This window comes from Cuspidothrix issatschenkoi CHARLIE-1 (genome assembly GCF_002934005.1).
Taxonomy (GTDB): domain Bacteria; phylum Cyanobacteriota; class Cyanobacteriia; order Cyanobacteriales; family Nostocaceae; genus Cuspidothrix; species Cuspidothrix issatschenkoi.
Map to the genome: position 1 here is coordinate 144,527 of NZ_PGEM01000025.1, position 15,497 is coordinate 160,023.

Below are 15,497 nucleotides of genomic sequence, written 5' to 3' on the forward strand. Positions count from 1 at the left end.
TTGTTCTTAAAATCCGCGAAACCCCTATTAATAAACGGTTATAGCTTTGTTCAGCAAACCCTAAATATTGATTTTTAGGGATAAGGGTGTAAATTGAGTTCGTTAATAAAGCGGTAATCACTTTGATTTTTGCTTAGTAAATAACCATTAATACTAATTACTGTTGCTGCAATAAAAGCGTCAGGAATTAATAGACCATGACTCAATTTATAGTTAATTAATAGTTCAACAGCTTTATGAGAGATATTTTCATTGACAGCTATCAAAGTGTAGTTTCGCAAAAACTTCTCCAGGTTTTGTAATTCGTTTTTATTGCGACAACCAACGATTAGCTCCATCTTTGTAATTATACTAATTGCTATGGAATAATCGTTGGTTAATGATTCAAGTTTATCAATAGCAACTTGAATACTTCTAGCAGAGTCAATTAAAATATCGGTATCTACAACAATAATATTATTCATCTCCTATTTCCACTCATTTTGTCTTAACTGACGTAACCATTGATTACTATCTTCCATATCTTTTCTATCTTTCCACATTCCAATAAATGGTTCATTTTCTAAATTTATAGAATTATTTTGCTGCACAGGAAACGATGTAGTTATATTTTGAGAAATGATCTTTTTTTCTTCATCGCTTAAAGAGTTAATAATTTGAATTAAGGAATCAAGTAATTTAGTATTCATTTTCTTATCCTCTTATTGTCCGTAAGGAAAGGAAACCCATAAATTTACAAACTTCCGTTTCCAGATCCCTGACTTCTTTGATTGATTTTATTCGGAAAGCATAAATCTATCTTAGAAGTCGGGGATCTTATCACCTCACCTGAATGCTTACGTTTTTGCAATTTATCATTTTTCAATGCAGTATTTATATTTTACAACAATTCAGTAATTTTTAGGAACTATTTAAGGCTGATGTTATGCCGGCTAGTATGTAAAAGTAGATTATCATGCAAGATGTAGCTGAAACCCTTATTCTTCCGTAGGGGTAATTCATGAATTACCCCTACTTTCGTTCCGTTGTGCGTAAGTCCTGTATTATAAAAAATATTCCAAGATTTTGGATAGCACAAACAATATCCACCAGAACAAAATAATGATGGGTGAAATTAAACCTTGAATTACAACATTGATCATAAATTCAACCAACGTCGGTTTCCGTTTAATCTGTAGACCGTAAACAGAGATATTAGACTTGCAGTATTTTTGATAAGCTACTTCATCAAAGATGATTTTAGAAACTTTATCTCCATTAGGATGAAGTTGGATATATCTTTCATAAGCCATATTATAAAATAAATCCTTAGAAATGTTGCCTTGACTCACTTGATAAAAATATGCGGCTAAGTGATACTCTCTGAACCTTGCAAATAATTCAGCAAAAGGTTGATATTCTTCCCCTTTATAGTATCCTGCCTGAATACTTCTCCAATTACTTATTAAAGTTGCCCAAACTTGCTTTCGGTGCTGAAAAGGGTTAAAAAATTTCTTGTCCAGTTGTCTAGTAAAATAATTATCAATTAATTGTAAATCATATTTAACATCGGTAATAAACTTTTTTTGAGCATAACCCCAAGCACTACCATCTGTAGTTAATAACCAATATATATTATCTACCGATATTTGCTTATTCAATAAATTTACTAGTAGATAGTTAATCCCTTTTGTTAGTTGCTCTTGGGGAAATAAAGGCCGAATATCTTTTTGCAACTCTAAAGACACAGTTTGATGCTCGTCAAGTTTATTACTCTTTTGAATATTCAACCATGCCAAAAACTCCGGTAAACTCTCTGGAATTACTATTGCTCTGAGGGTTATCAACCGCACCATTTGGGAACTATAAATTTTTTGTTTGATGGCAATTTCAGCACCTTCTTTATTAAATAGAGTTTCCCAATCTTCAGGAGTGACATTCTCATCTTCTAACCCTTCCACAATTACCTGCACAGTTTCCGGTTTTAGTTGGGAACTGTGGATTAATTTCCTAATTGCTGCTTCGAGTGATGCTTCTGTTTGTGAGTTCATTTATTTCCTCAATTAGCTTTTAGTCAATTAGACAGGGAATCAATTCCCTGTCTAATAGCTCAAGTCGGTTAAAACCGACTAATTTTTGGGATTTGCTGGCTTTATATTACCAGGTTGTGGAGATTTTTTTGGTGTTGGAGATTTTTTTGGTGTTTTCGGGGTTGAAGAAAATTTTTTATTTTTACTTTGTTGTGGTTTCATGGCTGCTAAAATATCAGCTTTCAATTTCTTGTAAAGCTCAGAATCTTTTACATCTTTTATATTATTAATGTTTTGATATGTTACATTCTTCTTAATTTGATATTTATAAATTGCTGTCATCCATTGCTTTTGAGTCTTTAAATCTGTCGTTTTTTGACCAGGTTTTAAATCCCTGTATTGAAGTTCTACGCCTCCTGGTAAAATTCCTTTTAGCTTTTGTTCTACGTCCTCTTCTCGTGTATCTTCTTCTGTTTTTTTTTCTCCCCTTCTTCTTGATATTTGTTTACCGTTGTTGTTAACGTTGTTAGATGTTTGATCTTGTTTTGTTTTTTCATTAACAACATCATCCACAACTGCTGGAATTAATTGCTTGATTTCATTAAAAGCATAACTTGTTTCTGGCTCTAAAACTATAACCGGACAGTTTTTACCATCTTGGAAAGTCTTATTACACAAAGATTTTTCAATTTCAGTTGCACTAGTATGAGATTCCCAAGTTTTTGTACCGATAAACCAACCACTGACTAAGATTAATAGTGAAAGAGGAACAACAAATTGAATTTTCATATCAACCTCCAAAGTAATAAAATTACGGACATGATCTATAAATTCAACCAACATCGGTTTCCGTTTAATCAGTAAACCATAAACAGTAATATCAGAGTTGCGATATTTTTGATAAGCTACGTCATCAAACAAAATTTTAGAAAGTTTATCTCGATTAGGATGAAGTTGGATATATCTTTCATAAGCCATGTTATAAAATAAATTGTTAGAAATGTTGCCTTGACTCACTTGATAAAAATATGCAGCTAACTCATATTCTTTTAACCTTGCCAATAATTCAGCCAAAGGTTGATATTCTTCCCCTTTATAGTATCCTGCCTGAATACTTCTCCAATTATTTATTAAACTTGCCCAAACTTGCTTTCGGCATTTAAAAAATTTCTTGCCCAGCAGTCCATAATCACAAATTAATTGTAAATCATATTTAACATCGGTAATAAACTTTTTCCGAGCATGAACCCAAGCACTACCATCTGTAGTTAATAACCAATATACATTATCTACCGATATTTTCTTATTTAATAAATTTAATAGTAGATATCTAATTCCTTTTGTTAGTTGTTCTTTAGGCAATAAAGGCCGAATATCTTTTTGCAACTCTAAAGATACAGTTTGATTTTCATCAGGTTTTTTACCAGCTTGAATATTCAACCATGCCAAAAACTGCGGTAAACTCTCTGGAATTACCATTGCTCTGAGCGTCATTAGTCGCACCGTTTGGGGACTATAAATCTTTTGTTTGATGGCAATTTCAGCACCTTCTTTATTAAATAAAGTTTCCCAATCTTCAGGAGTGACATTCTCATTTTCTAACCCTGCTACAATTACCTGCACGGCTTCCGGTTTGACTTGGGAACTGTGGATTAATTTCCTAATTGCTGGTTTTAGTGCTTGTGTAACCTGACCAGCATTAGCAATGGCTCGTTTTAATCCATCATAGGCTTTTTGTGATGCTGGTTGAATTACCTGAAACAGTTCTGGTTTTTCCAATGCTTCTACATTAAAAGCCCACGCAACAGGTAAAACTTTTTTAGACTTGTTAAATTTTATGATTGCTAAGGCATTAATAGTATATAAATCACTTTGATTTTCTGCTGGTAATACTATTGCTTGATCCTGTTCAAACGGTAAAGATTCATCCTCCTTTGTCAGGTGAGGTTGACCAGATTCTCTCATAAATAAATGAGGACTATCTTGAAAATCTAAGGGGTTAAATGTTGGTTTTTGGTCTTGTTCCCACCAAGTTAATATAAACCGTAAATTATGATCTCCCTGACACAAAAAATAACGATAAAAAGCCGCACTGCGTCCTACTTCATCCTGTCCTCGTGTGACAACAGCCATCACAGACCAAACATCATCACCACTTCCTACTATCCGGCCAATAATTGCTGGTTTTTCCGTAGATGATCCTTCTATTAAAGCAAATTCTTGATTAGCAATAGACTTTTCTACAACTTGAGGAATAGGGTTAATAGTAGCGTTCATGTATTGTCCTGTAAAACCCAGGGACACCCAACCATTAACCCTTTGTTGAACGTGAATACCTGTACTAAATTCGTGAATTTCAATAATCGCTTTCTGTTTAATCTGTAAGCCGTAAACAGTAATATTAGAATCGTTAGTAACACTGCCTTGACTCACTTGATAAAAATATGCAGCTAACTCATATTCTCTTAACCTTGCCAATAATTCAGCCAAAGGTTGATATTCTTCGCTTTTGTGAGTTTCTTTTTGAATACTTCTCCAATTATTTATTAAACTTACCCAAACTTGCTTTCGGCATTTAAAAAATTTCTTGTCCAGTTGTCCAGTACAATAATCACGAATTAATTGTAAATCATATTTAACATCGGTAATAAACTTTTTTCGAGCATAAACCCAAGCACTACCATCTGTAGTTAATAACCAATATACATTATCTACCGATATTTGCTTATTCAATAAATTTATTAGTAGATAGTTAATCCCTTTTGTTAGTTGCTCTTGGGGAAATAAAGGCCTAATATCTTTTTGAAATTCTAAAGAAACAGTTTGATGCTCGTCAAGTTTATTACTCTTTTGAATATTCAACCATGCCAAAAACTCCTGTAATGTTTCTGGAATTACTATTGCTCTGAGGGTTATCAACCGCACCATTTGGGGACTATAAATTTTTTGTTTGATGGCAATTTCAGCACCTTCTTTATTAAATAGAGTTTCCCAATAGTCAGAGGGGATATCCTCATTTTCTAACCCTTCCACAATTACCCGCACAGTTTCCGGTTTGAGTTGGGAACTGTGGATTAATTTCCTAATTGCTGCTTTGAGTGATGCTTGTGTTTGTGAGTTCATTTATTTCCCCAATTAGCTTTTAGTCAATTGGACAGGGAATTAGTTTGACAGGGAATCAATTCCCTGTCTAATAGCTCAAGTCGGTTAAAACCGACTAATTTTTGGGATTTGCTGACTTTATGTTACCAGGTTGTGGAGATTTTTTTGGTGTTGGAGATTTTTCTGGTGGTTTCATGGCTGCTAAAATATCAGCTTTCAATTTACTGTAAAGCTCAGAATTTTTTACATCTACTACATCCTTATGTCTATCATCCTGTCCCGATGACCATAAACATTTCCCGAATAATATTGGCAGGTTACATTGATTGTTTTCATTTGCATTAACTGCAATTTTTTGATATTTTAGCCCCTTTTTAATTTGATAATTATAAATTGCTGTTATCCATTCCTTTTGAGTCTTTAACTCTGTCGGTTCTTTACCAGGTTTTAAATCCCTGTATTGAAGTTCTACGCCTCCTGGTAAAATTCCTTTTAGCTTTTGTTCTACGTCCTCTTCTCGTGTATCTTCTTCTGTTTTTTTTTCTCCCATTCTTCTTGATATTTGTTTACCGTTGTTGTCAACGTTGTTAGATGTTGGATCTTGTGTTGTTTTTTCATTAACAACATCATCCACAACTGCTGGAATTAATTGCTTTATTTCATTAAAACTATAACCCGGATCTAAAACTATAACCTGACAGTTTTTAATATCTTTGTTTTTATCATCTTGGAAAGTCTTGCTACACAAAGATTTTTCAATTTCAGTTGCACTAGTCTGAGATTCCCAAGTTTTTGTACCGATAAACCAACCACTGACTAAGATGAATAGTGAAAGGGGAATAACAACTTGAATTGGCACAATATACTCCTGGGTAATAAAATCAAGGACATGATCAATTAAATTCTTTTTTGGTTCGATTTCTAGACCAAAAACAACAGGTGAGCGACTATGACGATATTGTTGATTAGCTACTTCATAATATAAATCTTTGTTAACTATTCCATCACTCACTTGATAAAAATATGCAGCTAAATCATATTGTTTTAACCTTTCAAATAATTCAGCGAAAGGTTGATATTCTTCCCCTTTATAGTATCCTCCTTTAATACCTTGCCAACTATTTATTAAAGTTGTCCAAATTTCCTTTTGGCATTTAAAATTATTTTGCCATGAATCCTTTTTAATTGGTGGTTGAACATGATAGAATTGGAAATCATTTTGAGATACAAAATAAGGGTAAGAACTGGTTTTGTCTAAAGTCCTCGGACCAGAAAAATAATTACAAATTAATTGTAAATCATCCCGAATATCAGCAATAAACTCTTTCTGAGCATAAACCCAAGCACTACCCTCTATCATTAATAACCAAGAGAGACTATCTACCGATATGTTCTTATTGAATAAATTTAATAGTAGATATCTAATTCCTTTTGTTAGTTGTTCTTTAGGGAATAAAGCTAAACCCCGAATAGCTTTTTGCAATTCTAAAGACACAGTTTGATTTTCATCAGGTTTTTTACCAGCTTGAATATTCAACCATGTCAAAAACTGCGGTAAACTCTCTGGAATTACCATTGCTCTGAGCGTCATTAGTCGCACCATTTGGGAGCTATAGATTTTTTGCTTAATCGCTTTTTCCGCACCTTGAGCATTAAATAAACTCTCCCAATAATCAGATTCAATTTCCTTAGTTTCTAACCCTTTAACAATTTCTTGTACTGCTTCCGGTTTGACGGTAGAACTATTTATTAAACTGCGAATAGCAGATTTTAACGCCGCTTCATCAACATTTATTGCTGAAACAACCTGAGCAGCATTAGCAATGGCTCGTTTTAATCCATCACAGGCTCTTTGTGATGCTGGTTGAATTACCTGAAACCGCTCCGGTTTTTCCAATGCTTCTACATTAAAAGCCCACGCAACAGGTAAAACTTTTTTAGACTTGTTAAATTTTATGATTGCTAAAGTGTTAAGAGTAAATAAATCACTTTGATTTTCTGCTGGTAATACTATTGCTTGATCCTGTTCAAACGGTAAAGATTCATCCTCCTTTGTCAGGTGAGGTTGACCAGATTCTCCCATAAATAAAAAAGGACTACCTTCAAAATCTAAGGGGTTAAATGTTGGTTTTTGGTCTTGTTCCCACCAAGTTAATATAAACCGTAAATTATTATCTCCCTGACACAAAAAATAACGATAAAAAGCCGCACTGCGTCCCACTTCATCCTGTCCTCGTGTGACAACGGCCATCACAGACCAAATATCATCACCACTTCCTACTATGCGGCCGATAATTGCTGGTTTTTCCGTAGATGAACCTTCTGTTAAAGCAAATTCCTGATTAGCAATAGACCTTTCTACAACTTGAGGAATAGGGTTAATAGTGGCGTTCATGTATTGTCCTGTAAAACCCAGAGACACCCAACCATTAACCCTTCGTTGAACGTGAATACCTGTACTAAATTCATGAATTTCAACATTTCTGGGTGAATTCATATTTTTAACCTTTATCTAATTCTGGATGACGTGAACCTGTACAAAGCCAATAAATGGGAGCAACTAAACCAAAAGGCCGCCAAAGTTTGGGATTTTTAATTACTGCTGTTACTCCCCCCCTAGTTTTAGTGAGTAAGTTAACATTTGGTTCAGGATATTTACTACCCAACATCCCAAAGGCTGAAGCTGTAAAAAATTCTATATTACCCCCTCCTATTTGTTGCCATGACTGTAATTTTCTGCAAACTTGGGGAAATCTTGCTGATGCTAAAAACCCTGGTTGATCTCGATTTACCCACAAATCAGATTGTTCACATTTATTCAAAACTAAGGCAATTCGCCGTTTACTTCCACCCAGATCATTCCGGTCAAGTGCTAACAGCAATTTATCTAAACCATTGGCATATTCTAAATCTTTGCGCCGACTACTACCATCAACCAAAAACAGAATACCATTACACTGTAAACAGTCTTCTAAATATTCATCTAATTGGGTATTTTTGCTTTGATGTAATAAATCATCGAAAAATTCACCAGAATAATCTTTAGAACTGATATTTAAATTCAGTAATTTAGAACCTAATTTTTTTTCTTTTAGAGTAATTTGTAAAGTGCAATCATTGACATCTGATACAGTTAAAGCTAATGGAGTTCTTTCTAGTTCTAACCCCTGTTCTAAGATATTTTGAGCTTTACTAAGTAAGTGTTCTCCCCCTTCGTCCACAGCCGTTACAGCCTGAACTGGACTATCAGGATCAGCATTTGGCCATCGGGCTAAGGAGGCCATATATGTAGTTTTTCCAGAAGAGCGATCGCCTATAATTCGTAACACCCCACTACTTTGTAATGGGGGCTGATTTTTATTCTTAAATAAATTAAACATCTTCTCTCATCCTCTTACCCGTACTTAACCAATAGAGAGGTGAAATCATCCCATAGGGCGACCAACTATTAGTTTCTCGTAACACAGCATATCTGCCTTTTGTTCCTAATTCTTCCTTACGATTGGGGCGCGGATTTTTACTTCCTAAAACCCCAAAAGTAGATATAGCATAAAACTGTAAATTTTTAGGAGGAATATTGTCTTTTAAAAATGACAGAGTTTCTGGGAAATGAATGGCAAATAAATCATTTTCAGGATCTAATCGCCCAGGCCACAGTTCCCCCCGTTCACATTTACTCATGGCTACAGCTAACCGTAAATCATACAATCTCTCCTGTTTATCCATTAAATTTATCAACCTTTTAAAGACTCGTTTATAAAATTTATCTGTTCCTTGTCTCCACTCTGTTAATAAAATTAAACACCCTTGAGTATCTTTACTTAAACACTCATTCATAAATTCTTCATGTAATGGATCAGCAGAAACTGATTCCAACTCTTTAAAAACTTCTCCTGGATAGTCTCGGACAGCTAAACTTATTTTCTCTAGCTTTCGCCATTTTTTCTGAATTTCAATAATGAATGAATAGACTTTTAAATCATCAATTGTTTTCACATATTTCTGAGTAGGTTCTAAGGATGCACCCTCTAAAATAATGTTTTCCGCCTTATCTGCTAATTCTCTAGTTTCTTCATTCAACGCTTGAACTTTAAAATTTTTCTGCCTTGCTCTTGGTGGTTGATAAGCTAAAGCCGCTAAATAAGTAGTTTTGCCAGAAGCCTGTGGTCCGATGATATGAATGTTACCCATGTTACACCCTTTTAATTATTTAATTATTTAAACAAGAGAGAATGATGAATAGTCCCGGCCATGGAATTTGCACCTATACAAACAGAGTCGCGTTCCCTCCCCTGAACAAGGGGACGGTAGGAGAGGGTTCAAAATAGGCTGTAAATAGTGAATTCCCAACCCGTACCGGCGGTTTTCGTCTGTGTAAATGTGATTTCTAATCGTCGGCACTGGTTTCAATCCATGAAAAAATTTGTTTAATACAATTCCCAGCTATTTCGCTAAAAAACTCCCCAAATAAATCCAAGGTAATTCTAATAAACCTCGATGATAAATAGATGTAATAAAACACCGCACCGAGCCACCGGAAAGACCATTATTTAATTGTTCTAATTGGGAATAAATCGGACGAAAATATCTTTGTAAAACATAAGTATGCCGCTGCTGCCAGTTCAGGGAACTACCGTAGGGCTTATAAGCCAGTTTACCACCTTCCTGGGTCAAATCACAAAATAAATCAGCTTTATTGATACAAATCGCTAAATGTCTGACATTGGGACATTGATGATGGAAAAATTCTACCCACCTATCAAAGCGATTACACCATTGTTTTTGTGTGACAAACTGCTCCGCGTCTGTACCTGATTGTAAACTCATGCCCCGATGGGGTGGAAGAATAAGCAATAGTCCCTCGCTGTTGCGAATGAGAGGTAAAAATTGATTCCATTGTTCAGGACTATCCTTTTGCAAATTCCTGTCCCACACCTCCCCTGCTGTATCAATCCAATCTACTATCATTTGCTTATTACCAGATGGTAGACGCACCTCCATCTCTAAATACCTGGGGTGTGGCATTTGCGGATCTGTTGCTTTGGGTTGTGAGTTTTCATCCAACAGTTGTACTCTTAGATTGTCATAATCAAGATTGGCAACTTTGACATATTCACCTTTGGGGTTGACTAACTCTAGTGCTAAGTGAGTCTTACCTGTTGCGCGATCGCCTATATATACTACTCCCATGTTGATTATTTTGATGAAATTACTTATATCTAAACGTTATCTAGGACTTACGCATTGACAGAATCAACTTAATTTTATTAAATTTAATGTATATTTTCACAAAATTGCGCTAATTTTAATATTCTAGAATATCAATATCAAATATAATCAGTTTTAATACTTTGAAGCAAATTTATTAGCATCTTTCTGAGCTTGTTTGGTATAAGTAGGTTGACGTTAAAAATTGTCGTTGGGGCAAGGGAACAGGGAACAGGGAACACCGAAGAGAGTTTTGGGCGAGATTTTACTTTTCTTCACATACCTTTAAATTTTTCGGTCTACCTACTTAAACTCAAGTCCAACTCTTATACCTAAATTTCTAATGAATAGATACTACCTTACAATACTTAGGTTAAAATTGTTTACACTGAAAGTCTATTTTTGCTGCATTAAAACCTATGGCTAACCCCAAATCTGATAAAAACTTTGTCTACCAAGAATTTGGTAATGGCAGTTCACCCGCACTAGAACGCGCTGTAGAACGGGGAATCCAAGATTTACCTCCAAATCAACAAAATGTGAGAATCCAAGCCACTCGCGCTGGACGCAAGGGTAAAACGGTGACTGTTATTACTGGGTTTCAAACTAAACCAGAAACTCTAACAGCTTTATTAAAACAGTTAAAAGCTCAATGTGGTACAGGTGGGACGGTGAAAGATAATGAAATCGAGGTCCAGGGAGACCATAAACAAAAGATTTTAGAGATTTTGGTAAAATTAGGTTATAAAGCTAAAATTAGTGGTGGTTGAAGAGTGCGGTTTACCCTATCTTTTCAGGAATTGCCAGTATAGCAGGTGGTATTATTTCTAGAAATGTAGAACATTAACAGGAGCATAAATATCATGAGTATGGATTTAGTGAGAATTTTAGCTGCGATTTTTGTGCCACCTTTAGGCGTATTTTTGCAAGTGGGTTTTGGTCTGGACTTTTGGATTAATATTGTCTTGACTTTACTTGGTTATATTCCTGGAATTGTTCACGCTGTGTGGATAATTGCGAAGAAGTAACGATATCAGAGAGATAGATTCAATTTGCATATCTGCTAGTGAATTAGGTGCAAGGAATAAGCATTGAAACCATTAAAAACCTATCATTTTCTCAGATTCGAGACTATTCTTATCTCCTCCTAATTCTTCCTCGGTGACTCGGTGACTCCTAGCCCTCACGAAAAGACTTTTTCAGCAAACCCTATCTATCTTCGTTTTATGCTTATTTAGCCCCCTAAATCCCCCAAGTTTGGGGGACTTTGAAATTCTTATTCCCCCAGAATTGGGGGTTAGGGGGCATTAAAACCCCTAGCGTTCCACCAGAACGCCTCTACCTTGTTGGGTTATTCAGCCCAAGCGATTAAACGGGGTTCGTAAGGACTAGAGAGGTATTGATTGCGAGGTAAGACACGCAAAGATAAGCCTTGCAAACCAGAAGTAGTATAGGTAATATTTGCAGTATACACACTTAAGGAATCTGGATCTTTTCCTTGATAATCCATGACTACAGGTATGGCATTAACAATATCACCATTGGCATCAATAGAACCTTGATATAGTTCTACTTGCACATCATCAGGATTCAAAGTAGCTAAATCTACCTTGGCTTTAACGGCTACGGTTTGATTAACTTCAATATCTGATGCTGAGGATACATCAATATCTTTGATTTTGATGTTAAACCAGTGTTCACCTAGTTTTGCTTTCCAAGCTGCTAGTTCCTTAGCTGGGGCGTAGTTATCTACGGTGAGGGTATGATAGCGATCGCTTGCAGGGAAATAAGCTCTCTGTGCATATTCTCTCACCATCCGGGCTGTATTAAAGAAAGGACAATTCAAGCGAATTGCATCTTTCATTTTTGCCACCCAAGGACGAGGCAAACCATCACCATCACGATGATCATAGAATAGGGGTACAACTTCCTTCTCTAGTAACTCATAGAGGGCGTTAGCTTCTATCTCGTCTTGATAATTGGGATCTTCGTAATTTTCCCCATGGCCTATCGCCCAACCGGTGCGAACATAATCAGCTTCATCCCACCAACCATCTAATACACTGAGATTGGGTAAGCCATTCATAGCAGCTTTCATGCCACTTGTTCCGGAAGCTTCACGGGGACGACGGGGGGTATTTAACCAGATATCACAACCTGCCACCATCAAGCGGGCAATGTGAATATCGTAGTTAGGAACAAACACCACCTGTTTTTCTAAATGGTGTTCGCGGATAAAGTGGTTAATATCCCGAATTAATTCTTTACCAGGGATATCTTTGGGGTGTGCCTTACCAGCGATTACAAACTGGACTTTGCAGTTTTTGTTACCGAGTAGAATCCGTTTAATTCTTTCCAAATCACGCATCCATAGGGTAGCGCGTTTGTAAGTCGCAAAACGACGGGCAAAACCAATGGTTAAAACGTTAGGATCAAGAACTTCCTGGGCTTGGGCAATATCGGAAGCCGAAGCACCGCGATCGCGTAAATGCTTGACTAAATGCTCCCGCACATACAGCACCATATCCAGGCGGCAGCGTTCGTGATTTCGCCATAACTCCTCATCGGGAATGGCATCCATGCGTTCCCACAATTGGTTATCTGGCGGTGCTGATGACCAGTTTGGACCCAAATAGCGATCGTATAACTCCTGAGTAGATTTACTCACACAACTGCGGGCGTGAACACCATTAGTAATGGCAGTAATTGGCACTTCATCCACAGGAACTTTTTGCCACAAACCTTGGAACATTTGCCGAGAGACAACACCGTGCAACTGTGCCACACCGTTGGAGAATGTGGCCATTTTCAGTGCCAATACTGCCATACTGAAAGGACTGGACAAATCACCGGTGTTTTCTCGTCCCAAGCCTAAAAACTGCTCTTTTGGTAAACCAAAGATATCTGCATAGTAACCCAGATAATACAAAATCTTGTCTGGGGCAAACAAGTCAATTCCGGCGGGAACTGGGGTGTGAGTAGTGAAGATATTACTAGAAGATACTACCTGTCTAGCTTGTCTGTAACTGAGTCCTTGTTCCTGAATCAGAATGCGGATACGTTCTAAAGCCGAGAAAGCCGCGTGGCCTTCATTCATGTGGTAAGCAGTAACTTCATAACCCAAGGCTTTGAGCATTTGCACACCACCTATGCCCAGCATAATTTCCTGGTGGATACGCATATCTATATCACCGCCATACAATTGATCGGTGATATCGTGGTCATAGGCCTTGTTAGGTTCGATGTTAGTATCAAGCATATACAGGGGTACTGTTCCCACCTGGACACGCCACACTCGCGCATATACCTTGCGTCCGGGATAGTCTACCGCAATCCGTAGTTCTGTACCATCGGGATTCCGTTCTAAATGCAAGGGCATATTATAGAAATCGTTGATGGGATAGCGTTCCTGTTGCCAACCATCAGCATTAAGATACTGGGCAAAGTAGCCTTGTTGATAAAGTAAACCTACACCAACTAGAGGTAATCCCAAATCACTAGCTGATTTGAGGTGATCTCCCGCGAGTACACCTAAACCGCCGGAATAAACAGGTAAGCAATCTACTAACCCAAATTCAGCCGAAAAATAGGCGTAACATTCCTTTTCCTGTTGATTTCTTTGTTTTTTATACCAGGTGCGCTCTTGCAAATAATCTTCTAATTGCCGTGCGGCTCGATCTACCTGTGCTAAAAAGCCCTCATCTTCCACAACTTCTAGAAGTCGGCTTTGACTGATAGTCCCCAGCATTAACACGGGATTATGATGACTAGACTCCCACAAATCAGGATCTAAGCGCCGAAAAAGGTCTTTGCTCTCAACATTCCAATCAAAATGGAGGTTGTATGCCAGTTTCCGCAAAGGTTCTAGCCTGGATGGGAGTGAAGGAGATACGTTAAAAGTACGAATTGGCTGCATAGTTTGGAAAAACTCTAAGTTCAGCTATGGTTATTGTTGACTGTTTTTATCTCATGTTGCCAATTCTTTATACTATGTTTGTCAAATTTTGGTAACTTTGTTAAGAATTGATAATAAAAGAACTGTTATTAGACTAGTCACTAAGACTTTAGGGTTTTTACGGAATTATTGCCAAAGTTTTAGTAAGATTTAATAATTTAGTGAAAAATCAAGGGCGATCGCTCGACATCTCCAGAAAAACTTAATATTTTTTTAACATTAATTAAAGGACTGCAAGTATAAAAAAGCTGTTCTCCTTCCATTAGACAACTTCCGCCCTGATGTATTAGGATTATTCACCAATATCTTCATTCCATAATTCTGGGTTATTGGTAATAAAATCACTCATCATTTCTTCACACTCATCTAAACTGCAATCCACAACTTCCACTCCGTGAGATTCCATAAACTCCCTAGCACCAGGAAAAGTTTTTGATTCTCCCGCAACTACTTTTTTAATCCCAAACTGTACTACAGCACCAGCGCATAAATAGCATGGCATTAGTGTTGAATAAAGTGTTGTACCCTTATAATTGCCAATTCTGCCAGCATTACGGAGACAATCAATTTCTGCATGGGTGACAGGATCACCATCTTGAACTCTTTTATTGTGTCCTCTACCGATAATTTTCCCTGCCTTAACAAGTACAGAACCAATAGGTATTCCCCCTGCTTGTTTTCCTGCTTTAGCTTCAGCAATTGCCGCTTGCATAAATTCGTCCATAGGTTTAGCTTTTTAGTATAAAAAATATTTGTAACTATTTTACTACTGACAGTAGAATACATCAACTTATTTTCGTGAGTCAACCAAGTATGAAAGGATTGATTTCTGAACATTTTCTCATGTTTTGGAGGAAGAACGCACATTTAGCTGTATTAATTTTGATTATTAAATCTATTAAATCTATTAAAAATTTAGGTTCTACTGTACTTGTTATGCTAAATAACCACTCTGAAAGAGGGAACAGGGAACAGGGAACAGGGAACAGGGAAAAGAGGCAATATTTTGTAATAATGTTCAAAATTATGGCTTATTTCTTATGTATAGCAAGCTTTCCGAAATTTTTTGGACTAGATTTTGCATATTAGGTACTGAAGAACCAAAATTTATAACCCACATTCCGCACTTCAATTTGTAGTATACATACGAGTATCATAAGCAGCATCGCGTATTCAATATTAATACGTATATGTAGCAGTAAAAATATATACAGTTCTTCCCA

Annotated in this window: 12 protein-coding genes; 2 read left to right on the forward strand and 10 right to left on the reverse strand. The window is 36.5% G+C overall.

All coding sequences use genetic code 11. The annotated features are described in order from the left end of the window. Positions 1 to 74: 74 nt before the first annotated feature. The 8 genes from CUN59_RS04345 to CUN59_RS04380 all read right to left on the reverse strand — a co-directional run bounded on the left by CUN59_RS04345 (position 75) and on the right by CUN59_RS04380 (position 10,301). Positions 75 to 464 carry a type II toxin-antitoxin system VapC family toxin gene (locus CUN59_RS04345; RefSeq protein ID WP_104386677.1) on the reverse strand — a complete coding sequence of 130 codons (390 nt, stop codon included), beginning with the start codon at positions 462 to 464 and terminating at the stop codon, positions 75 to 77. Between the two features lie 3 nt (positions 465 to 467). Continuing rightward, positions 468 to 689, reverse strand: coding sequence for a hypothetical protein (locus tag CUN59_RS04350; protein ID WP_104386678.1), 222 nt, complete (start codon positions 687 to 689; stop codon positions 468 to 470). Positions 690 to 1,043: 354 nt separating this feature from the next. Continuing rightward, the gene (locus CUN59_RS04355) at positions 1,044 to 2,030 is read right to left on the reverse strand and encodes a hypothetical protein (protein WP_104386679.1); all 987 of its coding nucleotides are present in this window, start codon (positions 2,028 to 2,030) and stop codon (positions 1,044 to 1,046) included. Positions 2,031 to 2,108: 78 nt separating this feature from the next. Beyond that, entirely contained in the window at positions 2,109 to 5,132 is a 3,024-nt protein-coding gene (locus CUN59_RS04360) for a hypothetical protein (RefSeq protein WP_104386680.1), read from the reverse strand. 94 nt (positions 5,133 to 5,226) lie between these two features. Beyond that, entirely contained in the window at positions 5,227 to 7,608 is a 2,382-nt protein-coding gene (locus CUN59_RS04365) for a hypothetical protein (protein WP_104386681.1), read from the reverse strand. Positions 7,609 to 7,612: 4 nt separating this feature from the next. Continuing rightward, on the reverse strand, positions 7,613 to 8,491 hold the full coding sequence (locus CUN59_RS04370; protein ID WP_104386682.1) for a TRAFAC clade GTPase domain-containing protein: 879 nt from the start codon (positions 8,489 to 8,491) through the stop codon (positions 7,613 to 7,615). Next, positions 8,484 to 9,302 carry a TRAFAC clade GTPase domain-containing protein gene (locus tag CUN59_RS04375; protein ID WP_104386683.1) on the reverse strand — a complete coding sequence of 273 codons (819 nt, stop codon included), beginning with the start codon at positions 9,300 to 9,302 and terminating at the stop codon, positions 8,484 to 8,486. The genes CUN59_RS04370 and CUN59_RS04375 overlap by 8 nt, the downstream gene beginning before the upstream one ends. Before the next feature lie 252 nt (positions 9,303 to 9,554). Continuing rightward, positions 9,555 to 10,301 (reverse strand): hypothetical protein, encoded by a 747-nt coding sequence (locus CUN59_RS04380; protein WP_104386684.1) that lies wholly within the window; start codon positions 10,299 to 10,301, stop codon positions 9,555 to 9,557. A gap of 437 nt (positions 10,302 to 10,738) precedes the next feature. Here CUN59_RS04380 and CUN59_RS04385 point away from each other — a divergent pair, with 437 nt between their 5' ends. Further along, complete coding sequence (locus tag CUN59_RS04385) at positions 10,739 to 11,089, forward strand: translation initiation factor (RefSeq protein WP_104386685.1); 351 nt, start codon at positions 10,739 to 10,741, stop codon at positions 11,087 to 11,089. Positions 11,090 to 11,188: 99 nt separating this feature from the next. Further along, a complete protein-coding gene (locus CUN59_RS04390) occupies positions 11,189 to 11,347 on the forward strand; it encodes a YqaE/Pmp3 family membrane protein (protein ID WP_104386699.1) in 159 nt (52 codons plus the stop codon). Between the two features lie 323 nt (positions 11,348 to 11,670). Here the strand turns inward: CUN59_RS04390 and glgP are convergent, their stop codons facing one another. Both glgP and CUN59_RS04400 read right to left on the reverse strand, forming a co-directional pair. After that, on the reverse strand, positions 11,671 to 14,235 hold the full coding sequence (gene glgP, locus CUN59_RS04395) for an alpha-glucan family phosphorylase (protein ID WP_104386686.1): 2,565 nt from the start codon (positions 14,233 to 14,235) through the stop codon (positions 11,671 to 11,673). A 331-nt stretch (positions 14,236 to 14,566) separates the two neighbouring features. Continuing rightward, positions 14,567 to 14,998: a nucleoside deaminase gene (locus CUN59_RS04400; protein ID WP_104386687.1), complete on the reverse strand. Its 432-nt coding sequence runs from the start codon at positions 14,996 to 14,998 to the stop codon at positions 14,567 to 14,569. Positions 14,999 to 15,497: the final 499 nt, after the last annotated feature.

Bases quoted from the DNA above. Each gene is read 5' to 3' on its own strand.
- CUN59_RS04345 (WP_104386677.1), bottom strand. From the start codon at position 464: ATGAATAATATTATTGTTGTAGATACCGATATTTTAATTGACTCTGCT.
- CUN59_RS04350 (WP_104386678.1), bottom strand. From the start codon at position 689: ATGAATACTAAATTACTTGATTCCTTAATTCAAATTATTAACTCTTTA.
- CUN59_RS04355 (WP_104386679.1), bottom strand. From the start codon at position 2,030: ATGAACTCACAAACAGAAGCATCACTCGAAGCAGCAATTAGGAAATTA.
- CUN59_RS04360 (WP_104386680.1), bottom strand. From the start codon at position 5,132: ATGAACTCACAAACACAAGCATCACTCAAAGCAGCAATTAGGAAATTA.
- CUN59_RS04365 (WP_104386681.1), bottom strand. From the start codon at position 7,608: ATGAATTCACCCAGAAATGTTGAAATTCATGAATTTAGTACAGGTATT.
- CUN59_RS04370 (WP_104386682.1), bottom strand. From the start codon at position 8,491: ATGTTTAATTTATTTAAGAATAAAAATCAGCCCCCATTACAAAGTAGT.
- CUN59_RS04375 (WP_104386683.1), bottom strand. From the start codon at position 9,302: ATGGGTAACATTCATATCATCGGACCACAGGCTTCTGGCAAAACTACT.
- CUN59_RS04380 (WP_104386684.1), bottom strand. From the start codon at position 10,301: ATGGGAGTAGTATATATAGGCGATCGCGCAACAGGTAAGACTCACTTA.
- CUN59_RS04385 (WP_104386685.1), top strand. From the start codon at position 10,739: ATGGCTAACCCCAAATCTGATAAAAACTTTGTCTACCAAGAATTTGGT.
- CUN59_RS04390 (WP_104386699.1), top strand. From the start codon at position 11,189: ATGGATTTAGTGAGAATTTTAGCTGCGATTTTTGTGCCACCTTTAGGC.
- glgP (WP_104386686.1), bottom strand. From the start codon at position 14,235: ATGCAGCCAATTCGTACTTTTAACGTATCTCCTTCACTCCCATCCAGG.
- CUN59_RS04400 (WP_104386687.1), bottom strand. From the start codon at position 14,998: ATGGACGAATTTATGCAAGCGGCAATTGCTGAAGCTAAAGCAGGAAAA.